At 70.5% G+C, this 20,852-nt stretch carries 20 protein-coding genes; 8 read left to right on the top strand and 12 right to left on the bottom strand.

Annotation, left to right across the window (positions count from 1 at the left end; genetic code table 11):
• Positions 1-132: 132 nt before the first annotated feature.
• From ACZ4EF_RS27765 to ACZ4EF_RS27730, 8 genes are all read right to left on the bottom strand, one after another.
• Complete coding sequence (locus tag ACZ4EF_RS27765; RefSeq protein WP_188284432.1) at positions 133-474, bottom strand: metal-sulfur cluster assembly factor; 342 nt, start codon at positions 472-474, stop codon at positions 133-135.
• Positions 471-953, bottom strand: coding sequence for a Fe-S cluster assembly sulfur transfer protein SufU (gene sufU, locus ACZ4EF_RS27760; RefSeq protein ID WP_188284431.1), 483 nt, complete (start codon positions 951-953; stop codon positions 471-473). Before sufU ends, ACZ4EF_RS27765 begins: the two co-directional genes overlap by 4 nt.
• Positions 954-963: 10 nt before the next feature.
• A complete protein-coding gene (locus ACZ4EF_RS27755) occupies positions 964-2,211 on the bottom strand; it encodes a cysteine desulfurase (RefSeq protein WP_355334677.1) in 1,248 nt (415 codons plus the stop codon).
• 26 nt (positions 2,212-2,237) lie between these two features.
• Positions 2,238-3,032: a Fe-S cluster assembly ATPase SufC gene (gene sufC, locus ACZ4EF_RS27750; protein WP_355333844.1), complete on the bottom strand. Its 795-nt coding sequence runs from the start codon at positions 3,030-3,032 to the stop codon at positions 2,238-2,240.
• A gap of 7 nt (positions 3,033-3,039) precedes the next feature.
• Entirely contained in the window at positions 3,040-3,378 is a 339-nt protein-coding gene (locus ACZ4EF_RS27745) for a non-heme iron oxygenase ferredoxin subunit (protein ID WP_355333847.1), read from the bottom strand.
• Entirely contained in the window at positions 3,378-4,544 is a 1,167-nt protein-coding gene (gene sufD / locus ACZ4EF_RS27740; protein WP_355333849.1) for a Fe-S cluster assembly protein SufD, read from the bottom strand. Before sufD ends, ACZ4EF_RS27745 begins: the two co-directional genes overlap by 1 nt.
• A gap of 71 nt (positions 4,545-4,615) precedes the next feature.
• A complete protein-coding gene (gene sufB, locus ACZ4EF_RS27735; protein WP_355333852.1) occupies positions 4,616-6,037 on the bottom strand; it encodes a Fe-S cluster assembly protein SufB in 1,422 nt (473 codons plus the stop codon).
• Positions 6,034-6,858, bottom strand: a complete 825-nt coding sequence (locus ACZ4EF_RS27730; protein WP_391044106.1) for a helix-turn-helix transcriptional regulator — start codon at positions 6,856-6,858, stop codon at positions 6,034-6,036. Before ACZ4EF_RS27730 ends, sufB begins: the two co-directional genes overlap by 4 nt.
• Positions 6,859-7,058: 200 nt before the next feature.
• Between ACZ4EF_RS27730 and ACZ4EF_RS27725 the strand changes: the two genes are divergently transcribed.
• Both ACZ4EF_RS27725 and ACZ4EF_RS27720 read left to right on the top strand, forming a co-directional pair.
• The gene (locus tag ACZ4EF_RS27725; RefSeq protein WP_355333858.1) at positions 7,059-7,985 is read left to right on the top strand and encodes an ABC transporter ATP-binding protein; all 927 of its coding nucleotides are present in this window, start codon (positions 7,059-7,061) and stop codon (positions 7,983-7,985) included.
• 66 nt (positions 7,986-8,051) lie between these two features.
• Positions 8,052-8,843, top strand: coding sequence for an ABC transporter permease (locus tag ACZ4EF_RS27720; RefSeq protein WP_355333860.1), 792 nt, complete (start codon positions 8,052-8,054; stop codon positions 8,841-8,843).
• Positions 8,844-8,849: 6 nt separating this feature from the next.
• Here ACZ4EF_RS27720 and ACZ4EF_RS27715 read toward each other — a convergent pair whose 3' ends face one another.
• Positions 8,850-10,160 carry a glycosyl hydrolase family 28-related protein gene (locus ACZ4EF_RS27715; RefSeq protein WP_355333863.1) on the bottom strand — a complete coding sequence of 437 codons (1,311 nt, stop codon included), beginning with the start codon at positions 10,158-10,160 and terminating at the stop codon, positions 8,850-8,852.
• 145 nt (positions 10,161-10,305) lie between these two features.
• On the opposite strand from ACZ4EF_RS27715, the gene ACZ4EF_RS27710 reads away from it, so the two are divergent.
• Positions 10,306-11,301: a COX15/CtaA family protein gene (locus ACZ4EF_RS27710; RefSeq protein ID WP_401313336.1), complete on the top strand. Its 996-nt coding sequence runs from the start codon at positions 10,306-10,308 to the stop codon at positions 11,299-11,301.
• Here the strand turns inward: ACZ4EF_RS27710 and ACZ4EF_RS27705 are convergent.
• The 3 genes from ACZ4EF_RS27705 to ACZ4EF_RS27695 form a co-directional block, all read right to left on the bottom strand.
• The gene (locus tag ACZ4EF_RS27705; RefSeq protein ID WP_467506779.1) at positions 11,278-12,405 is read right to left on the bottom strand and encodes an amidohydrolase; all 1,128 of its coding nucleotides are present in this window, start codon (positions 12,403-12,405) and stop codon (positions 11,278-11,280) included. The genes ACZ4EF_RS27710 and ACZ4EF_RS27705 overlap by 24 nt on opposite strands.
• Before the next feature lie 86 nt (positions 12,406-12,491).
• Positions 12,492-12,830: a hypothetical protein gene (locus ACZ4EF_RS27700; protein WP_467506777.1), complete on the bottom strand. Its 339-nt coding sequence runs from the start codon at positions 12,828-12,830 to the stop codon at positions 12,492-12,494.
• A 52-nt stretch (positions 12,831-12,882) separates the two neighbouring features.
• Positions 12,883-13,830, bottom strand: a complete 948-nt coding sequence (locus ACZ4EF_RS27695) for a heme o synthase (RefSeq protein WP_467506871.1) — start codon at positions 13,828-13,830, stop codon at positions 12,883-12,885.
• 312 nt (positions 13,831-14,142) lie between these two features.
• Between ACZ4EF_RS27695 and tkt the strand changes: the two genes are divergently transcribed.
• The 5 genes from tkt to pgl are packed head-to-tail and all read left to right on the top strand — an operon-like array spanning position 14,143 to position 20,748.
• Complete coding sequence (gene tkt / locus ACZ4EF_RS27690; protein WP_467506775.1) at positions 14,143-16,245, top strand: transketolase; 2,103 nt, start codon at positions 14,143-14,145, stop codon at positions 16,243-16,245.
• A 34-nt stretch (positions 16,246-16,279) separates the two neighbouring features.
• On the top strand, positions 16,280-17,398 hold the full coding sequence (gene tal / locus ACZ4EF_RS27685; RefSeq protein ID WP_355333874.1) for a transaldolase: 1,119 nt from the start codon (positions 16,280-16,282) through the stop codon (positions 17,396-17,398).
• A gap of 10 nt (positions 17,399-17,408) precedes the next feature.
• On the top strand, positions 17,409-18,938 hold the full coding sequence (zwf, locus tag ACZ4EF_RS27680) for a glucose-6-phosphate dehydrogenase (RefSeq protein ID WP_355334683.1): 1,530 nt from the start codon (positions 17,409-17,411) through the stop codon (positions 18,936-18,938).
• Positions 18,935-19,972 carry a glucose-6-phosphate dehydrogenase assembly protein OpcA gene (gene opcA / locus ACZ4EF_RS27675; RefSeq protein ID WP_355333876.1) on the top strand — a complete coding sequence of 346 codons (1,038 nt, stop codon included), beginning with the start codon at positions 18,935-18,937 and terminating at the stop codon, positions 19,970-19,972. Before zwf ends, opcA begins: the two co-directional genes overlap by 4 nt.
• On the top strand, positions 19,969-20,748 hold the full coding sequence (gene pgl / locus ACZ4EF_RS27670) for a 6-phosphogluconolactonase (RefSeq protein WP_355333878.1): 780 nt from the start codon (positions 19,969-19,971) through the stop codon (positions 20,746-20,748). The genes opcA and pgl overlap by 4 nt, the downstream gene beginning before the upstream one ends.
• The last annotated feature ends 104 nt before the right edge of the window (positions 20,749-20,852 follow it).

The following is a 20,852-nucleotide window of genomic DNA, read 5'->3' as shown; positions in this document are numbered from 1 at the left end:
GTCCCCCCCCCCCCACCCCCCCCCCCCCCCCACCACCCCCCCCCCCCCCCCCCCCCCCCCCCCCCCCCCCCCCCCCCCCCGATGCCGTGGCGCGGAGCCCTGCGATGCCGAGGCGGAGAGCCCGGAGAAAGATCAGACGTTGAAGCCCAGGGCGCGGAGCTGGTCGCGGCCGTCGTCGGTGATCTTGTCGGGGCCCCACGGGGGCATCCAGACCCAGTTGATCTTGAGGTCGTTGACGATGCCCTCGGTGGCGGAGACGGCCTGTTCCTCGATGACGTCGGTGAGGGGGCAGGCCGCGGAGGTGAGGGTCATGTCGAGGGTGGCGACGTTGGAGTCGTCGACGTGGATGCCGTAGATGAGGCCGAGGTTGACGACGTCGATGCCGAGTTCGGGGTCGACGACGTCGTAGAGGGCCTCGCGGATCTCTTCTTCTGAGGCCGGAGTGGTGCTCAGGCCGTTCGGTACGGGGCTCATGAGGTCTTCCCTTCGGAAGCTTCCGAGGCTTCGGGACCGTCGGCCAGCGCTTGCGCCGTCGCGTCCTTCCACGCCATCCAGCTCAGCAGCGCGCACTTCACACGCGCCGGGTACTTCGAGACACCGGCGAACGCGACCGCGTCCTCCAGCACTTCCTCCATCGCGTCGTCCGGCTCGACCTGGCCCTTGGACTGCATCAGCTCCAGGAAGGTCTCCTGGATCTTCCGCGCCTGGGCCACGTCCTTGCCGACCAGCAACTCGTTCAGCACCGACGCGCTGGCCTGGCTGATCGAGCAGCCCTGGCCCTCGTACGAGATGTCGCCGATGACGGCGCCGTCCATCCGCACCCGCAGGGTGATCTCGTCCCCGCAGGTGGGATTGACGTGGTGCACCTCCGCCTGGCCGTCCCGCAGGCCGCGCCCGTGGGGGTGCTTGTAGTGGTCCAGGATCACTTCCTGGTACATCGAGTCGAGCTTCACAACACCACCATCACCCGAAGAAGTTCCGTACCTGCTCCAGCCCCTCGACCAGGGTGTCGACCTCGGCCGGGGTGGAGTACAGATAGAACGACGCCCGCGTGGTCGCAGGAATTCCGTACCGCAGGCAGACCGGCCGCGCGCAGTGGTGGCCGACGCGTACGGCGATGCCCTGTTCGTCGAGCACCTGGCCGACGTCGTGCGGGTGGATGTCGCCGAGCGTGAAGGAGATCGCGGCGCCGCGGTCCTCGGCCGTGGTGGGGCCGATGATCCGCAGGTCGGGAACCTCCAGCAGACGGCCCACCGCGTAGTCGGTCAGCGCGTGCTCATGCGCGGCGATCTTGTCCATGCCGATCGCGGTCAGGTAGTCCACGGCCGCGCCGAGGCCGACGGCCTGGGCGATCGGGGGCGTACCGGCCTCGAACTTGTGCGGCGCGGGCGCGTACGTCGAGGAGTGCATGGAGACGGTCTCGATCATCTCGCCGCCGCCGAGGAACGGCGGCAGGTCCTCGAGCAGCTCCTGACGGCCCCACAGGACGCCGATGCCGGTCGGGCCGAGCATCTTGTGGCCGGTGAAGGCCACGAAGTCCGCGCCGAGCGCCTGCACGTCGAGCACCATGTGCGGCGCGGCCTGCGAGGCGTCGATCAGCACCAGGGCGCCGACGTCCTGGGCGCGGCGCACGATGGCCTCGACCGGGTTGACGGTGCCCAGGATGTTGGAGACCAGCACGAAGGAGACGATCTTCGTCTTCTCGGTGATGATCTGCTCGATGTCCGACAGGTCGAGCCTGCCGTCGTCGGTCAGCCCGAACCACTTCAGCTTCGCGCCGGTGCGCTGCGAGAGCAGCTGCCACGGCACGATGTTGGAGTGGTGCTCCATCTCCGTGATGACGATCTCGGTGTCGCTGTCGACGCGGTACGGCTCGTCGGCCCAGCCGAGCATGTTGGCCACGAGGTTCAGCGACTCGGAGGCGTTCTTGGTGAAGATCACCTCGTCACGGCTGGGCGCGTTGATGAAGGCGGCGATCTTGTCGCGCGCGCCCTCGTACAGCGCGGTGGCCTCCTCGGCGAGCACGTGGACGCCGCGGTGCACATTGGCGTTGTGCCGCTCGTAGTACTCGTTCAGCGCGTCGAGCACCTGGCGCGGCTTCTGCGAGGTCGCCGCGTTGTCCAGGTACACGAGCTTCTTGCCGTCGTGGACCAGGCGGTCCAGGACGGGGAAGTCCTTGCGGATCGCTTCGGTGTCCAGGAGGCCCGGCAGCACCCGGCCGACGGACGAGGGGACTGTCACGCGGCGTCCCCCTCGGAGTTCGCTCCGCTGCTCACGGGGCCGCCCTTCACGTAGGACTCGTAGCCCTCTTCCTCCAGCTTGTCCGCCAGCTCGGCGCCGCCGGACTCGGCGATCCGGCCCTGCGCGAAGACATGCACGAAGTCGGGCTTGATGTAGCGCAGGATGCGCGTGTAGTGGGTGATCAGCAGGGTGCCGACCTCGCCGCTCTCGCGGACCCGGTTGACGCCCTCGGAGACGACCCGCAGCGCGTCGACGTCGAGGCCGGAGTCGGTCTCGTCGAGGATCGCGATCTTCGGCTTGAGCAGTTCGAGCTGAAGGATCTCGTGGCGCTTCTTCTCGCCGCCGGAGAAGCCCTCGTTGACATTGCGCTCGGCGAAGGCGGGGTCCATCTGGAGGCGTTCCATCGTCTCGCGGACCTCCTTCACCCAGGTGCGCAGCTTGGGCGCCTCGCCGCGGATCGCGGTGGCCGAGGTGCGCAGGAAGTTGGAGACGGAGACGCCGGGGACCTCGACCGGGTACTGCATGGCGAGGAAGAGACCGGCGCGGGCCCGCTCGTCCACGGTCATCGCCAGCACGTCCTCACCGTCGAGGGTGACGGTGCCGCCGGTGATCGTGTACTTGGGGTGGCCCGCGAGCGAGTACGCCAGGGTGGACTTGCCGGAGCCGTTGGGGCCCATGATGGCGTGGGTCTCACCCTGCTTCACGGTCAGGTCGACGCCGCGCAGGATCTCGCGGGGGCCGTTCTCGGCTTCGACGGTGACGTGCAGGTCGGTGATTTCAAGCGTTGCCATGGGTGCCTCAGGACTCCTGGGTGACGGAGACGAGCACGTCGTCCCCAACGATCTTTACGGGGTATACGGGGACCGGCCGCGTGGCCGGCAGCCCGGACGGCTTGCCGGTGCGCAGGTCGAAACTGGAACCGTGCAGCCAGCACTCGATCTGGCAGTCCTCGACCTCGCCCTCGGAGAGCGAGACGTTCGCGTGCGAGCAGATGTCGTTGATGGCGAACACCTCGCCCGCGGTGCGGACCACGGACACCGGGACGCCGTCCAGCTCGACCCGGCGGGGGGTGTCCTCCTCCAGGTCGCTGGCGGCGCAGGCGCGGACGAATCCGACCGTGCCGTTGTCGACGCTCATCAGACGGACGCCTCCAGCTCGGCGTCGATCTTGGTCATCAGCCGCTCTTCGAGGTCGGCGAGTCCGATCTGCTGGACCAGTTCGCCGAAGAAGCCGCGGACGACCAGGCGGCGGGCCTCGTCGGAGCGGATGCCGCGGGACTGGAGGTAGAAGAGCTGCTCGTCGTCGAAGCGGCCGGTCGCCGAGGCGTGGCCGGCGCCGACGATCTCGCCGGTCTCGATCTCCAGGTTGGGGACCGAGTCGACCCGCGCGCCGTCGGTGAGCACCAGGTTGCGGTTGAGCTCGTAGGTGTCGGTGCCCTCGGCCTCCGCCCTGATGAGCACGTCGCCGATCCACACCGCGTGCGCGTCCTGCCCCTGGAGCGCGCCCTTGTACGTGACGTTGCTGCGGCAGTGCGGCGTGTCGTGGTCGATGAAGAGCCGGTGCTCCTGGTGCTGGCCCTCGTCGGTGAAGTACAGGCCGAACAGCTCGGCCTCGCCGCCGGGGGCGCCGTAGATCACCCGCGGGTGCAGCCGGACCAGGTCGCCGCCGAAGGTGACGACCACCGACTTGAAGGTGGCGTCACGGCCGACCAGCGCGGTGTGCTGGGCGACGTGCACGGCGGTGTCGTCCCAGTCCTGGATCGAGACGACGGTGACTTTGGCGCCGTCGCCGACCAAGACCTCCACGTTGGCGGCGAAGGTGCCGTCACCGGTGTGGTCGATGACGACCACGGCCTCGGCGAAGGCGCCGACCTCGATCACCTGGTGGCCGTAGACCGTGCCGCCCTCGCCGTGGACGGCGATCCGGACCGGCTCGGTGAGGACGGTGTCCTTGGGGATCGAGACGACCGAGGCCTTCTCGAAGGCGCTGAACGCCTGGGCGGTGACGCGGTCGGCGGGCTTGCCCGCCTTGCCGACGCGGGCGTCGGTGCGGTCCACGGTCTCCACGGTGACGCCCTCGGGCGCGGTCACCTCGACCCGGAGGGCGCCGGTGGCCTCGGCGGTGCCGTCGTGCAGGCCGCGCAGCCGCTCCAGCGGAGTGAAGCGCCACTCCTCCTCGCGGCCGTGCGGCACCGGGAAGTCGGCCACGTCGTACGACGGGGCCGCGCTGACCCGGGCGTCGGCGGGATGGCCCACCGTGATGGCACCGTCCGTGGTGCTGCCCGCAGGGGTGTTGTCAGCCATGGCTGTGCTGGTGCTCGCTTTCTGCCTTATTGGGTCCGGCCGGGGGATGGTGGACGAGGAAGCCGGCGCGGTCAGCCGACCGAGCCTTCCATCTGGAGCTCGATCAGCCGGTTCAGCTCCAGGGCGTACTCCATGGGGAGTTCCTTGGCGATCGGCTCGACGAAGCCGCGCACGATCATCGCCATGGCCTCGAACTCGGTCATGCCGCGGCTCATCAGGTAGAAGAGCTGGTCGTCGGAGACCTTGGAGACGGTCGCCTCGTGACCCATCGACACGTCGTCCTCGCGGACGTCGACGTAGGGGTACGTGTCCGAGCGCGAGATGGTGTCGATCAGCAGCGCGTCGCACAGCACGTTGGACTTGGCGCCCGACGAGCCCTCGCCGATCTCGATCAGACCGCGGTAGGACGTCCGGCCGCCGCCGCGGGCCACCGACTTGGAGACGATGTTGGACGACGTGTTCGGCGCCATGTGCACCATCTTCGCGCCCGCGTCCTGGTGCTGGCCCTCGCCCGCGAAGGCGATGGACAGCGTCTCGCCCTTGGCGTGCTCGCCCATCAGGTAGACGGCCGGGTACTTCATGGTCACCTTGGAGCCGATGTTGCCGTCGACCCACTCCATCGTGGCGCCCTCGTAGGCGACCGCTCGCTTGGTGACCAGGTTGTACACGTTGTTCGACCAGTTCTGGATGGTCGTGTAACGGCAGCGGCCACCCTTCTTCACGATGATCTCGACGACCGCGGAGTGCAGCGAGTCCGACTTGTAGATCGGCGCGGTGCAGCCCTCGACGTAGTGGACGTACGCGTCCTCGTCGACGATGATCAGCGTCCGCTCGAACTGGCCCATGTTCTCGGTGTTGATCCGGAAGTAGGCCTGGAGCGGGATGTCGACGTGCACGCCCTTCGGCACGTAGATGAAGGAGCCGCCGGACCACACCGCGGTGTTCAGCGAGGCGAACTTGTTGTCGCCCGCCGGGATGACCGTGCCGTAGTACTCCTGGAACAGCTCCGGGTGCTGCTTGAGCGCGGTGTCGGTGTCGAGGAAGATGACGCCCTGCTCCTCCAGGTCCTCACGGATCTGGTGGTAGACGACCTCGGACTCGTACTGCGCGGCGACACCGGCGACCAGCCGCTGCTTCTCGGCCTCGGGGATGCCGAGCTTGTCGTAGGTGTTCTTGATGTCCTCGGGCAGGTCCTCCCAGGACTCCGCCTGCTTCTCCGTGGACCGCACGAAGTACTTGATGTTGTCGAAGTCGATGCCCGACAGATCCGAGCCCCAGGTCGGCATGGGCTTCTTGCCGAAGAGCTTGAGGCCCTTCAGCCGCATCTTCAGCATCCACTCGGGCTCGGACTTCTTCTGCGAGATGTCACGGACGACGGCCTCGGACAGGCCGCGCTTGGCCGCGGCGCCGGCCACGTCCGAGTCGGCCCAGCCGTACTCGTACGTACCGATGCCCTCGAGCTCCGGGTGAGTGGTCTCCGTGGGAGCAGTCATGCGGGGTTCCTCCCGGACGTGCTGGCAGATGCTGTGGGATCTTCGGGTGCGTTCTGGGGTGGGTCCGACGGGGTCCCCGGTGGTGTGTCAGGTGGGGCTCCCGACGGGATGGTGCTCGCGTGGTTGACCTGCGGGATGAACGTGGTGCACACCCCGTCGCCGTGGGCGATGGTGGCCAGCCGCTGGACATGCGTCCCGAGCAGGCGGGAGAAGACCTCGGCCTCCGCCTCGCAGAGCTGCGGGAACTGCTCGGCGGTGTGGGCCACCGGGCAGTGGTGCTGGCAAAGCTGCTCCCCGGCGGGGCCGGGGGCGCTTCGAGCCGTAGCAGCGTACCCGTCCGCGGACAGCGCCTGGGCCAGCGCGCGTGCGCGGTCCTCGGGCGCCGCCGCCTCGACGATGGGGCGGTACCGCTCGGCCTGGTCGGCCACCCGGGCGCGGGCGAAGGCCGACACCGCGGCCTCGCCGCTCTCGCCGCCGCCCGCGGACCTGGCGATCCAGTGCAGGGCGTCGGCGGCGAGCTGGTCGTACGCCTGGTCGAACGCGTCACGACCACAGTCGGTGAGCGCGAAGACCTTGGCGGGCCTGCCGCGGCCACGGTGGCCGTAGACCCGCTGGTCACGCGGCTCCACGACATTGTCCGCGTGCAGTGCGTCCAGATGGCGGCGGACGGCGGCCTGCGTGAGGCCGAGCCGTTCCGCCAGGTCGGCCGCGGTGGAAGGTCCGTGGTCCAGGATGGACCGGGCAACCCGGTTGCGGGTGCGCCGCTCCCCGGTCGTCTGCTCCTCCGCCGCCCTCCGGGCAGCACTGGTCCCGTATTCCACAACACCATTGTTGCGTAATTCCTCAGGAGCAGGCAAGCCGCGCCGGTCGCGATCACGGTGGGCTGCGTCACTTAGGGTTACCTAACCAGGGACGGTACGAGGCCGCGTACGGGCGGTACGAGGCCGCCGCGGAGGAGAGCGGGGAGCGGCTTCCCGGGACCCGGGCACGGCCGGTCCTGCGCCGTCCCTAGACTCACAGCATGCGAAACGAGCCCGCGGTCGAGGTGACCGGTCTGGTCAAACGGTACGGGACAAGGACCGCGGTGGACGGCCTCGACCTGACCGTGGCCCGCGGCGGCGTCACAGCGGTGCTCGGCCCCAACGGCGCGGGCAAGACCACCACCGTCGAGGTCTGCGAGGGCTACCGGCGGCCGGACGGCGGCACCGTACGGGTCCTCGGTCTCGACCCGGCCGCGCGCGGCGCGCAACTGCGGCCCCGGATCGGCGTGATGCTCCAGTCCGGCGGTGTGTACCCCGGCGCGCGCGCCGAGGAGATGCTGCGGCACACCGCGACCCTGCACGCCGACCCCGTCGACCCGGCGCTGCTGATCGAACGGCTGGGTCTGGAGTCCTGCGGTCGCACCACCTACCGCCGGCTGTCCGGCGGCCAGCAGCAGCGCCTCGCGCTCGCCATGGCCGTCGTCGGCCGCCCCGAACTGGTCTTCCTCGACGAGCCCACCGCCGGTCTCGACCCGCAGGCCAGGCACGCCACCTGGGATCTCGTCCGGGAGCTGCGCGCGGACGGCGTCACGATCGTGCTCACCACCCATTTCATGGACGAGGCCGAGCAGTTGGCCGACCAGGTGGTGATCATCGACGGCGGCCGGGCCATCGCCCGCGGCACTCCGGACGAGCTGTGCCGCGGCGGCGCGGAGAACACGCTGCGCTTCTCGGGACGCCCGGGGCTCGACCTGGTCTCGCTGCTCAACGCGCTGCCCGCCGACACCGCCGCGGCGGAACTGACCCCGGGCAACTACCGCATCGAGGGCAAGGTCGACCCCCAACTGCTGGCCACCGTCACCTCCTGGTGCGCCCAGCACGGCGTCCTCCCCGACCGCCTCTCGGTCGAGCGCCGCACCCTGGAGGACGTCTTCTTGGAGCTGACCGGCAAGGAGCTGCGCGGATGAGGAACCTGGCGGGCATGAAGGAGCTGCGCGGATGAGGAACCTCGCGGGCATGAAGGAGCTGCGCGGATGAGCGCCGAAGTGAGCGCCCCGACCGGCACCGGCGTCTTCGCCCCCGCCCCCGGAGCCGCGCCGCTCCCCCGGATGATCCGGGCCCAGGCGGCGCTGGAGACCAGGATGCTGCTGCGCAACGGCGAGCAACTGCTGCTCACCGTGATCATCCCGGCGCTGCTGCTGGTGCTGTTCAGCGCCGTCGACATCGTGGACACCGGGGCGGGCAAGTCGGTGGACTTCCTGGCCCCCGGCATCCTCGCGCTCGCGGTGCTGTCCACCGCGTTCACCGGCCAGGCCATCGCCACCGGCTTCGAGCGGCGTTACGGCGTGCTCAAGCGCCTCGGCGCCTCGCCGCTGCCGCGCTGGGCGCTGATGACGGCGAAGACCTGCTCGGTGCTGGTCACCGAGGCGTTGCAGATCGCGCTGCTGGTGGTGATCGCCTTCGCGCTGGGCTGGTCGCCGCACGGCAACCCCTTCGCCGTCGTGCTGCTGCTCCTGCTCGGCACCGCCGCCTTCTCCGGGCTCGGGCTGCTGATGGCGGGCACGCTGAAGGCCGAGGCGACGCTGGCCGCCGCGAATCTGGTCTTCATCCTGCTGCTGGTCGCGGGCGGCGTGATCGTGCCGCTGAGCAAGTTCTCCGGCGGCGTCCAGTCGGTCCTGAGGCTGCTGCCGATCTCGGCGCTGTCCGACGGGCTGCGGGACGTGCTCCAGCACGGCGCCTCGATGCCCTGGGGCGACCTGGGCATCCTCGCCGTCTGGGCGGTCGTCGGGCTGGCCCTGGCGGCCCGCTTCTTCCGCTGGGAGTAGCCGCCCTCACCCGCCCGCGGCCGGGATGCAGTCGGTGAACCGTACGAAGTCCCGGCCCTGTCCCTCGTCCAGCGCCAGGAACGCGGCCGGCGGGTGCGAGCCGAAGCGGCACATGTCGTAGCGCACGCACACCGGCGGATTGGCGTTCGCCGCCGTACGGAACTGGTGCGCGCCGACGAGCTGGCAGGAGTCGTAGCGGACCAGCGGGCCGTTGGCTCCGATCGTGTAGCGGTGGGCGCGCAGGTCGTCGGAGAAGTCCTTGAAGGCGTGCGCGGTGTCGTCGCAGTCGTTGAAGTGGACGGTGCCGCGGTTCCACGCGCAGTCGATGACGACGACCGAGGGGTCGCGCAGTTCGAAGCGGATGTCCTCGGCGTGGAAGCGCTGGGCGCCGTCGAAGTGCGAGGCGCGCGGGAAGCGGAAGAAGGCGCTCTCGAAGCCGTAGTCGGGGTGCGGGGTGGGACGGCGCCCGGTGATGATGTAGCTGCCCGCGCGGCAGGTGACGGACCCGCCGTAGGGGAACTCCAGGAAGTTGCCCCACTCGTAGGTGACGTTCATGTCGGTGAACCAGTAGTTGAGGAACTGGTCCTGCTGCTCCAGGTTCTTGGAGTTCAGCGACAGCCCCGAGTAGAGGAACGCCTTGCGGTAGGCGCCGCCGACCCGGCACGCCTCCCAGCGCATCTCGGAGTTGGTGTTGCTGCCGTCGAGCGCGAGCCCGTACTCCCACTCCCCCATCCACTCGCAGTCCGAGAAGCGGTAGTTCGCGGCGCCGCCGGTCGAGTACGAGTAGAAGAAGGACGCGCCGGGCGTGGCGGAGGTGAAGCGCAGACCCTCGAAGGAGATGTTCTGCCAGGTGTCGATGTTGCGGCACAGATAGGCGTCGGACGCGTTCGGCGGGTCGAAGACGATGTCGCTGATCCGCAGCCCCGCGCCCCGGAACCGCAGCCCGTTGACCTGCCGGGTGGGCTTGTTGGCGTCGATGAAGGCGTACGGCTTGGTGATCCGGAACACACCGGGCGGCACGTCGATGACGGTACGGCCGGTGCCGCCGTCCGCGCGCGACTCGGCATAGGCGTACGCGGCGGCGAAGGCGGCGCTGTCGTCGGTGTGGCCGTCGCCCTTGGCGCCGAAGTCGGCCACGACGTCGACGTATCCGGGGTGGTTCGCGGGCCCCGGGTGCGCGGGGTCCGCGGTGTCGGCCGCCGAGGAGTCCCAGGCGCCGCCCGCGTAGGCGGCGAGGCCCGTCCCCGCGAGGGCGGCTGCCGCGCCTCCGTAGAGCAGGTGCCTGCGGTTGACGGTCTCACGGTGTTCGCCGGTCATACGGCGCCTCCCGTCGTCGGTCCCCGTGCGTGAGCCCCGATGGTAGGGCCGTACCACCGGGTTCGGGTGGTTTCGCGGCGATCGGATCCGGCGCGTACACACCCCTCGTGAAAGCGTGCACAAGCGTGCCGCCTACCATGGGCGCGTGCCGAAGCTTCTCGAACTCGTGCGAAACCCCCTCGCCGCCATCGCAGAGCGGTGGACTCCGTCCCCCGCCACGGTCCGCAGGGCGACCCTGTCCGCGCTGGTCATGTCGGTCGTCATCGTGGTCACCGGCGGTGCGGTACGGCTGACCGGTTCCGGCCTCGGCTGCCCCACCGCGCCCCGCTGCGTGGGCGACAGTTGGGTGCCCACCTCGGCGATGGGCGTACACGGGGCGATTGAGTTCACCAACCGCATGCTGACGTACGTTCTCTGCGCCGCCGTCGGCTGGGCCATCATCGCGGTGCGGTCGCAGAAGCCGTACCGGCGCAGTCTGACCCGGCTCGGCTGGGCGCAGTTCTGGATGGTCGTGGCGAACGCGGTGCTGGGCGCCTTCACCGTGCTCACCGGGCTCAACCCGTACACCGTGTGCGTGCACTTCCTGCTGGCGTTCGTGCTGATCACCATCGCCGTGGTGATGTGGCGGCGGACCGCGGAGGGCGACAGCGCGCCGAGTCCGCTGGTCGGCAAGCCGGTGCAGCAGCTCGGCTGGATTCTGACCTGTGCGACCGGGCTGCTGGTCGCGGTGGGCACCGTCGTGACCGGCGCGGGGCCGCACGCGGGCGACTCCAGCGATGTGCACCGCGTCCCGGTGGACTGGAAGTCGGTGGCGCAACTGCACGCGGATCTCGCGTGGGTGGTGGTCGCGCTGACCGTCGCGCTGTGGTTCGTGCTGCGCGCGGTGGACGCGCCGGTCGGGCCGCGCAACAGCGCCCGCGACCTCTTCCTGGTGCTGATGTCCCAGGGCGTGATCGGCTACGTCCAGTACTTCACCGATCTGCCGGAGGCCGTCGTCGGCCTGCACATGTTCGGCGCGGCCATCGTGTGGATCGCGATGCTGCGGGTGCTGCTGTCGATGCGCGAGCGGGCCGTCGACGTGCCCGACGCCACCGTGCCGGGGCCCGCGCAGGCCGGGTCAACGCTGAGCGTCGGCGTCTGACCCCTCAGGACCCGTCCACCGGTCCGCGTCGGCGGCCGGGTCGGGGCGGAAGACCCGGCGGGCGTTCCCGCCGCCGACCAGCGCGCTGATCCTGCGGCCGTCCGCGGCCGACCAGTCGCCGTCGGCCACCCGCTCGCCGACGAACCGGCCGAGCGCCGCGCCGAAGGTCCGCACCCCGGTCACGTACAGCTCGGGCAGCGCCACGGCGCCGCTGGCGTACAGCACCTTCGCGAAGGGCACCCGGTCGAGCACCGCGGCCGGTCCGGCGCCGAGCGCCACATGCACATGCGGGAGTACGGCCGCCAGGTCGGCCGCCGCGCCCTCGTGTCCGGGCCCCGGCAGCAGCACCACCTCGGTGCCCAGGCCCGCGGTGGCCCGCAGGAATCCCTCGGCCGCCGAGGGTCCCGCCCCGCCCGCGCCGTGCCGCAGCGTCAGCGGCACGCCGGTCGCCACCGCGTTCCACAGCAGATGGCGCAGGAGTACGGGGTCGGCGGGGCGCTCGCCGACCGGCCGCCGGGCGAGCCAGTCGGCGGCGGCGTACCGCACGTGCGCGGTGTCCGGCGGTCCGGTGCCCAGCGCGTGGTCGGCGCCCGCGCGGAAGGGTCCGCCGTGCGGGCGGTCGGCGCAGGAGAAGCCGACCGTGTCGAGCGCGGCGGTGTGCACGGCCTCGGCGAGGTTGGCCAGGAAGCCGTCGACCGTGCCCGAGGTGTCGGCGACCTGCTGGGCCAGCGGTTCGAGGCGGACGATCTCGTGGGCCGCCGCGCCACCCGCCGCGCCCAGCTCCTTGGGCGATGTGAGGTCGCCGGGCTCCCCGGTGTCGACGAGATACGCCTCGATGCCGGTGGCGCGCAGCAGCAGCCGGGTCGCCTCGTACGCGCCCAGCTCGCGGCGGCGGGCCAGGTAGCGGGCCGGGGAGCAGTGCGGTTCGAGGCCGAGCAGCGGCGCGCACCAGCGGCGCACCGCGAAGCCGGTGGGGCTGTCGAAGAGGGTGGTGTGCGGCGCGGCGACGCCGGGCAGCCGCGCCTCGAACGCGCCGAGGCCGAGGTCGCCGGGGAGCACGCCGTGGCAGTACGCGTCCACGAGGTGTGTCAGGTCCCCGGTCATCCGCCCGCTCCCTCGCCGTCGTTCCCGGTCTCCCGGCCTCCTGGCTTAACGGACGAGGGCGCCGTCAGGTGTGGGCGCGGCGGCGGTCAGGTGTTGGGCGGGCCGCCGATCTGCATCCCGGCCATCCGGGTCCACTCGTACGGGCCGGTGCGGACCCGGCCCGCGAACTCCCCGTCGAAGTCCTCGTGGACGGTGACGCCCGCGTCGGCGACGGCCGCCCGCGCCATGGCGTACGTCGGTGCGACGAGGTCGCCCCAGGCGCCGTCCGGCGCGACGAGCACGATGCGCGCGCCGCGCTCACCGATGTACGCGATGTTCGCCTCGGCGGCGCCGCCGTGCTTCTTGCCGAAGGCGTCGATCTGCCGGACGAGCCGGGCGGTGCGTCGCGCCTCGCGCGGGTTCTCCTGAACCGTGTCATCAGCCATACCGCTGATGCTACTTCCCGGTAACCGCCGAGGGCACCCCGCCGGAGGCGGCTCAGTGCAGGAAGGGGTCGACCGCCACCGCGACGAACAGCAGGGTCGCGTAGGTGATGGACCAGTGGAAGAGCCGCATCTCCTTGAGCTTCGCGCCGGTGACGCCCGCCTTGGCGCGGGCGTGCAGGCCGTGCGCCTCCTTGAGCCAGAACGCGCCGAGTACGGCCGCGACCACCGGGTAGAACCAGGAGGTCTCGCCCAGCGGCCACCACAGTGCCAGGGAGGTGATCACCATCACCCAGCTGTAGAGGACGATCTGCCGGGCCACGACCTGGTTGCCCGCGACGACCGGCAGCATCGGGACGCCGACCCGCTCGTAGTCGTCCTTGACCTTCATCGACAGCGGCCAGTAGTGCGGCGGCGTCCAGAAGAAGAGGACGAGGAAGAGGACGAAGGGCGCCCAGGCCAGCTCGTCGCGCACGGCGGACCAGCCGATGAAGACCTGGAGACAGCCCGCGACCCCGCCCCAGACGATGTTCTGCGCGGTACGCCGTTTGAGACCGATGGTGTAGACGAAGACGTAATAGAGGATGGCCGTCAGCGACAGCCCGGCGGACAGCGGATTGACCAGCGTCCAGAACCAGACCGTCGAGACGACGGAGAGCGTGATGCCGAAGACGAGTCCTTCGCGCGGCGACACCAGACCGGTCACCAGCGGACGCTGCTCCGTACGGTGCATCAGCGCGTCGATGTCGCGGTCGATGTACATGTTCAGCGCGTTCGCACCGCCGGCCGACAGATAGCCGCCGACCACCGTGGCGATCACGAGCCACAGATCGGGCACCCCGCCGGCGGCGAGGAACATCACCGGAACCGTCGTGATGAGCAGTAGTTCGATGATCCGCGGCTTGGTCAGCGCCACGAAGCCCATCACACGGGCTCCGAACGGGCGGTGACCGGAGGAGCCCGTCCCGATGACCCCAGCGGGTCGGGATTCGACGGCCGTCACGAACACCCCAAGAGAAGAGATGAAGTCCAGCAAGTCCGGTCACCTGCGGAGGCGCGGGACCCGGTGAGACTTGCGCGTACCACGCCACTCTAGACGCAGGGAATACTCCGTCCGCTTTTGGGGGGTGGAGAGTGTCGCTCGACCCGGTTCACCAGGCGTTCACCGCGTTCAGGAGGCGAAGACCGGCGTACCGGGGCAGGATCGAAAAGGTGAGCGCCTGTACGGCGGTAGGCTCGACAACGCCGGGTAGGCACCACGTCACCGGCGTTTTCAACATGTGGACAAGCATGTGGAGAGGAGCCCTGACCCAGGGTGAGCAAGCAGCCGACCACCACAGACCTCGAGTGGACCGATCTGGACCGGCGGGCCGTTGACACCGCCCGCGTCCTGGCCATGGATTCCGTGCAGAAGGTCGGCAACGGCCATCCCGGCACGGCGATGAGCCTGGCCCCGGCGGCCTATCTGCTGTTCCAGAAGGTCATGCGGCACGACCCGGCGGACGCCGACTGGGTCGGCCGGGACCGCTTCGTGCTCTCCGCGGGGCACTCCAGCATGACCCTCTACACGCAGCTCTACTTCGCCGGTTACGGCCTGGAGCTGGCCGATCTGGAGGCGCTGCGGACCTGGGGTTCGCAGACCCCCGGCCACCCGGAGTACGGCCACACCAGGGGCGTCGAGACGACGACGGGGCCGCTCGGCCAGGGCGTCGCGAACGCGGTCGGCATGGCGATGGCGTCCCGTTACGAGCGCGGCCTGTTCGACCCGGACGCGGCGGCCGGCACCTCGCCGTTCGACCACACCATCTGGGCCGTCGCCGGTGACGGCTGCCTCCAGGAGGGCATCTCCGCCGAGGCGTCCTCCATGGCCGGTCACCAGAAGCTCGGCAATCTCGTCCTGCTCTGGGACGACAATCACATCTCCATCGAGGGCGACACCGAGACCGCCGTCTCCGAGGACACCGTCAAGCGGTACGAGGCGTACGGCTGGCACGTCCAGCGCGTCACTCCGCTGGAGAACGGCGACCTCGACGTGCACGCCCTGCACGCCGCGATGCTCGCCGCGAAGGCCGAGACCGAGCGCCCGTCGTTCATCGCGGTCCGCTCGATCATCGGCTGGCCCGCGCCGAACAAGCAGAACACCGGCGCCGCGCACGGCTCGGCGCTCGGTGAGGACGAGGTGCGCGCCACCAAGGAGATCCTGGGCTTCGACCCGGACAAGCACTTCGACGTGGCCGAGGACGTCATCACGCACACGCGTGCGGTCGGCGACCGCGGCCGCGAGGCCAAGGCGGAGTGGGAGAAGTCCTTCGCCGCCTGGCGGACCGCCAACCCCGAGCACGCGGCGACGTACGACCGGATCGAGGCCGCCGAGCTGCCCGAGGGCTGGGAGCAGCACATCCCCGCCTTCGAGACCGGCTCCTCGCTCGCCACCCGCGCCGCGTCCGGCAAGGTCCTGGAGGCGCTGGGCCCGGTCATCCCCGAGCTGTGGGGCGGCTCCGCCGACCTCGCCGGGTCGAACAACACGACGATCGACAAGAATTCGTCGTTCCTGCCGACGGGCAACCCGCTGCCGGGCGCCGACCCGTACGGCCGTACCGTGCACTTCGGTATCCGTGAGCACTCGATGGCCGCCGAGATGAACGGCATCACGCTGCACGGCAACACCCGGGTCTACGGCGGCACCTTCCTGGTCTTCTCGGACTACATGCGCAACGCGGTCCGGCTGTCCGCGCTGATGCACCTGCCGGTGACGTACGTGTGGACGCACGACTCGGTCGGTGTCGGCGAGGACGGTCCGACGCACCAGCCGGTGGAGCACCTGGCGTCGCTGCGCGCGATCCCCGGTCTCAACGTGGTGCGGCCCGCCGACGCCAACGAGACGGCCGTCGTGTGGCGCGAGGTGCTCAAGCGCTGGACGAAGGTGTTCGGCAAGGGCGCGCCGCACGGCCTGGCGCTGACCCGGCAGGGCGTGCCCACGTACGAGCGCAACGAGGACGCGGCGCGCGGCGGTTATGTGATGTTCGACGCGACGGACGCCGACGGCGCGGCGTCCGCGCCGCAGGTCGTCATCATCGGCACCGGTTCCGAGGTGCAGCTCGCGGTGGGCGCGCGTGAGCAGCTCCAGGCGGCCGGGGTGCCGACCCGCGTGGTGTCGATGCCGTGCGTGGAGTGGTTCGACGAGCAGGACCAGGAGTACCGCGACAGCGTGCTGCCCAAGGACGTGAAGGCGCGGGTGGCGGTCGAGGCCGGTATCGGTCTGACCTGGCACCGCTTCGTGGGTGACGCGGGACGCATCGTCAGCCTTGAGCACTTCGGTGCCTCGGCCGACGGCAAGGTGCTCTTCCGTGAGTTCGGGTTCACCGCGGACGCGGTGGCCGCCGCGGCCCGGGAATCACTCGACGCCGTTGATCGCTGACGCAGGTAAACGACAAGTAGGAGATGCAAATCCCATGACAGACGCACTCAAGCGCCTCTCCGACGAAGGCGTCGCGATCTGGCTGGACGACCTGTCGCGCAAGCGCATCACGTCCGGCAATCTGGCCGAACTCATCGACGAGCAGCATGTGGTGGGTGTCACCACCAACCCGTCGATCTTCCAGAAGGCGATCTCCCAGGGCGACGGCTACGACCAGCAGCTCGCCGACCTCGCCGCCCGCCGGCTGACGGTCGACGAGGCGATCCGCATGATCACCACCGCGGACGTCCGGGACGCGGCCGACATCCTGCGGCCGGTCTTCGACCGGACCGACGGCCAGGACGGCCGGGTCTCGATCGAGGTCGACCCGCGGCTGGCGAACAACACGAAGGCCACCGTCGCGGAGGCCAAGCAGCTCGCGTGGCTGGTCGACCGGCCGAACACGCTGATCAAGATCCCGGCGACGCCCGCGGGGCTGCCCGCGATCACCGAGGTGATCGGCAAGGGCATCAGCGTCAACGTCACGCTGATCTTCTCGCTGGAGCGCTACCGCGGTGTGATGGACGCGTACCTCTCCGGTCTGGAGAAGGCCAAGTCCGCCGGGCTCGACCTGTCGCTGATCCACTCGGTCGCCTCGTTCTTCGTGTCCCGCGTGGACACCGAGATCGACAAGCGGCTGGAGAAGCTGGGCACCGACGAGGCGAAGGCGCTCAAGGGCAAGGCGGCCGTCGCCAACGCGCGGCTGGCCTACGAGGCGTACGAGGAGGTCTTCTCCTCCGACCGCTGGCTGGCCCTGGAGAAGTCCGGCGCCAACAGGCAGCGCCCGCTGTGGGCCTCGACCGGCGTCAAGGACCCGGCCTACTCCGACACGCTGTACGTCACCGAGCTGGTCGCGCCGAACACGGTGAACACCATGCCGGAGGCCACGCTGGACGCCACCGCCGACCACGGCGAGATCACCGGCGACACCGTGACCGGCACGTACGCGCAGGCGAAGGCCGAGCTGGCCGCCGTGGCGGCGCTCGGCATCTCCTACGACGACGTCGTGCAGCTCCTGGAGGACGAGGGCGTCGAGAAGTTCGCGACGGCCTGGAACGAACTGCTGGCCTCCACCCAGGCGGAACTCGATCGGCTCGCTCCTTCGGAGGCCTGAGTTGTCCACGCTGACATCTTCGGAAGGCAACCCGCTGCGGGATCCGCTGGACCGGCGGCTGCCGCGGATCGCGGGCCCGTCCGGCCTGGTCATCTTCGGCGTGACGGGTGACCTGTCGCGCAAGAAGCTGATGCCGGCCGTGTACGACCTGGCCAACCGCGGTCTGCTGCCGCCGGGCTTCGCGCTGGTCGGCTTCGCCCGCCGCCAGTGGGAGAACGAGGACTTCGCCCAGGAGGTCCACGACGCGGTCAAGGAGCACGCGCGCACGCCCTTCCGTGAGGAGGTGTGGCAGCAGCTCGCCGAGGGCTGCCGCTTCGTGCAGGGCGACTTCGACGACGACACCGCCTTCGAGACGCTGAAGGCGACCATCGAGGAGCTGGACAAGGCGCGGGGCACGGGCGGCAACTTCGCCTTCTACCTGTCCGTACCGCCGAAGTTCTTCCCCAACGTGGTGCAGCAGCTCAAGAAGCACGGGCTGTCGGACGGCACCGGGGACTCCTGGCGGCGCGCGGTCATCGAGAAGCCGTTCGGCCACGACCTGGCGAGCGCGATGGACCTCAACCAGGTGGTGCACGAGGTCTTCCCGCCCAACGAGGTCTTCAGGATCGACCACTACCTGGGCAAGGAGACCGTCCAGAACATCCTGGCGCTGCGCTTCGCCAACACGATGTACGAGCCGATCTGGAACCGGTCGTACGTCGACCACGTCCAGATCACCATGGCCGAGGACATCGGCATCGGCGGCCGGGCCGGGTACTACGACGGCATCGGCGCCGCGCGCGACGTGATCCAGAACCACCTGCTGCAACTGCTGGCGCTGACCGCGATGGAGGAGCCCGGCTCCTTCCACCCGAAGGCGCTCACCGCGGAGAAGCTGAAGGTGCTCAGCGCGGTCGTCCTCCCCGACGACCTCGGCAAGAACACCGTGCGCGGCCAGTACGCGCACGCCTGGCAGGGCGGCGAGGAGGTGCTCGGGTACCTGGAGGAGGACGGCATCGACCCCAAGTCCAAGACCGACACCTACGCGGCCGTGAAGCTGGAGATCAACAACCGGCGCTGGGCGGGTGTGCCGTTCTACCTGCGGACCGGCAAGCGGCTGGGCCGCCGCGTCACCGAGATCGCGGTGGTCTTCAAGCGGGCGCCGTATCTGCCGTTCGAGTCCGGGGCCACCGAGGAGCTGGGGCAGAACGCCCTGGTCATCCGGGTGCAGCCGGACGAGGGCGTGACGGTGCGGTTCGGTTCGAAGGTGCCCGGCACCTCGACCGAGGTCAGGGACGTGACGATGGACTTCGCGTACGGCGAGTCCTTCACCGAGTCCAGCCCGGAGGCGTACGAGCGGCTCATCCTCGATGTGCTGCTCGGTGACGCCAACCTCTTCCCGCGCCACCAGGAGGTCGAGATCTCCTGGACGATCCTCGACCCGATCGAGGAGTACTGGGACAAGCACGGCAAGCCCGCCCAGTACGCGTCCGGCACCTGGGGACCGGTCGAGGCGGACGAGATGCTCGCACGAGACGGCAGGAGCTGGCGTCGGCCATGAAGATCGATCTGACGGACACCACGTCCGCGAAAATCAACTCGGGTCTGATCCAGGCCCGGCGGGCGATCGGCACTCCCGCGGTCGGGATGGTGCTGACCCTGGTCATCGTCACCGACGAGGGCAGTGCCTACGACTCGCTCAAGGCCGCCACCGAGGCGTCCAAGGAGCACCCGTCGCGGATTCTGGTCGTCGTCAAGCGGCCGGGCCGTTCGCCGCGGGACCGGGCGAGCGCCCGGCTCGACGCGGAGGTGCTGGTCGGCTCGGAGGCGGGCACCGGCGAGACCGTGATGCTGCGGCTGCACGGCGAGCTGGCCAACCACGCCGAGTCGGTGGTGCTGCCGCTGCTGCTGCCCGACGCCCCCGTGGTCGTCTGGTGGCCGGACAACGCGCCGGACAACGCGGCGGAGGACCCGCTGGGTCGCCTCGCGCAGCGCCGGATCACGGACGCCGCGGCGGCCGAGGACCCGGTGGCGTCGCTCGGCGTCCGCGCGGCCAGTTACTCGCCCGGCGACACCGACCTGGCCTGGACCCGGATCACCCCGTGGCGTTCGATGCTCGCGGCGGCCCTGGACCAGAAGCACTCGAAGATCACTGACGCGATCGTCGACGGCGAGGCGTACAACCCGAGTACGGAACTGCTCGCGCTGTGGCTCGCGGACCGGCTGGGTGTGCCGGTGGAGCGCAGGGTCTCCGACGGCCCCGGCATCACCGCGGTGCGGCTGGCGACGGCCGACGGCGACATCTGCCTCGACCGGGCGGACGGCGCGCTGGCGGAGCTGGCGATGCCGGGTCAGCCGGACCGGCATGTGGCGCTCAAGCGGCGCGAGACCTCCGAGCTGATCGCGGAGGAGCTGCGCCGTCTGGACCCGGACGACATATACCGCTCCACCGTGCAGTTCGGGGTCAAGCACCTGGTCAACAACCCCGGCGGCGCGGAGACGGTGAGCCCGGACGGCACCGTCACGGCGAAGGACAAGACGCCCAGCGCCGCCAAGCGGGCCGCCGTGGCCAAGAAGGCGGAGAGCGCGAAGTGAGCACGCCACAGGTGGTCGTCCACCGGGACAAGGAGCTGATGGCGCAGGCCGCGGCGGCCCGGCTGATCACCAAGGTCGTGGACGCCCAGGCCGCCCGTGGCACCGCTTCGGTGGTGCTCACGGGCGGGCGCAACGGCAACGCGCTGCTCGCCGCCCTCGCCGCGTCCCCCGCGCGTGACGCGGTGGACTGGGCGCACCTGGACCTGTGGTGGGGCGACGAGCGGTTCGAGCCGGACGGCGACCCGGAGCGCAATGTCACGCAGGCCCGCGCGGAGCTGCTGGACGCGGTCCCGGTCGATCCGTCGCGGGTGCACGCCATGCCCGCCTCGGACGGGCCGTACGCCGACGCCGACGAGGCGGCCGAGGCGTACGCGGCGGAGCTGGCCGCGGCGGCGGGTCCCGAGGACCGGCTGCGGGTGCCGGCCTTCGACGTGCTGATGCTGGGGGTGGGGCCCGACACGCATGTGGCGTCGCTCTTCCCCGAGCACCCCGCGGTGCGGGAGAGCGAGCGGACGGTCGTCGGTGTGCACGGCGCTCCGAAGCCGCCGCCGACCAGGATCTCGCTGACGCTGCCCGCGATCCGCGCAGCCCGCGAGGTGTGGCTGCTGGCGGCAGGCGAGGACAAGGCTTCGGCGGTGGCCCTGGCGCTGTCGTCCCCGGGTGAGTTGCAGGCGCCCGCCTCGGGTGCCTACGGGCGGTCCAGGACCCTGTGGCTGCTGGACCGGACCGCGGCGGCCAAGCTCCCGCCGCAGCTGTATCCGCCGGCCTCGTCGTAGGCCGTCCGAGCGGCCCTCGGCCTGGTCGCTCGCCACCGCGGGGGGGGGGGGGGGGGGGCGGGGGGGGGGGGGGGGGGGGGGGGGGGTGGGGGGGAGGGGGGGAA

The organism is Streptomyces sp. NPDC025721 (assembly GCF_055558595.1).
The sequence above is the reverse complement of the archived record's forward strand: the minus strand, read 5'-3'. Positions and strand labels throughout refer to the sequence as shown.

Bases quoted from the DNA above. Each gene is read 5' to 3' on its own strand.
- ACZ4EF_RS27765 (WP_188284432.1), bottom strand. From the start codon at position 474: ATGAGCCCCGTACCGAACGGCCTGAGCACCACTCCGGCCTCAGAAGAA.
- tal (WP_355333874.1), top strand. From the start codon at position 16,280: ATGACAGACGCACTCAAGCGCCTCTCCGACGAAGGCGTCGCGATCTGG.
- ACZ4EF_RS27720 (WP_355333860.1), top strand. From the start codon at position 8,052: ATGAGCGCCGAAGTGAGCGCCCCGACCGGCACCGGCGTCTTCGCCCCC.
- sufB (WP_355333852.1), bottom strand. From the start codon at position 6,037: ATGACTGCTCCCACGGAGACCACTCACCCGGAGCTCGAGGGCATCGGT.
- opcA (WP_355333876.1), top strand. From the start codon at position 18,935: ATGAAGATCGATCTGACGGACACCACGTCCGCGAAAATCAACTCGGGT.
- ACZ4EF_RS27745 (WP_355333847.1), bottom strand. From the start codon at position 3,378: ATGAGCGTCGACAACGGCACGGTCGGATTCGTCCGCGCCTGCGCCGCC.
- sufD (WP_355333849.1), bottom strand. From the start codon at position 4,544: ATGGCTGACAACACCCCTGCGGGCAGCACCACGGACGGTGCCATCACG.
- ACZ4EF_RS27725 (WP_355333858.1), top strand. From the start codon at position 7,059: ATGCGAAACGAGCCCGCGGTCGAGGTGACCGGTCTGGTCAAACGGTAC.
- ACZ4EF_RS27715 (WP_355333863.1), bottom strand. From the start codon at position 10,160: ATGACCGGCGAACACCGTGAGACCGTCAACCGCAGGCACCTGCTCTAC.
- ACZ4EF_RS27700 (WP_467506777.1), bottom strand. From the start codon at position 12,830: ATGGCTGATGACACGGTTCAGGAGAACCCGCGCGAGGCGCGACGCACC.
- ACZ4EF_RS27705 (WP_467506779.1), bottom strand. From the start codon at position 12,405: ATGACCGGGGACCTGACACACCTCGTGGACGCGTACTGCCACGGCGTG.
- sufC (WP_355333844.1), bottom strand. From the start codon at position 3,032: ATGGCAACGCTTGAAATCACCGACCTGCACGTCACCGTCGAAGCCGAG.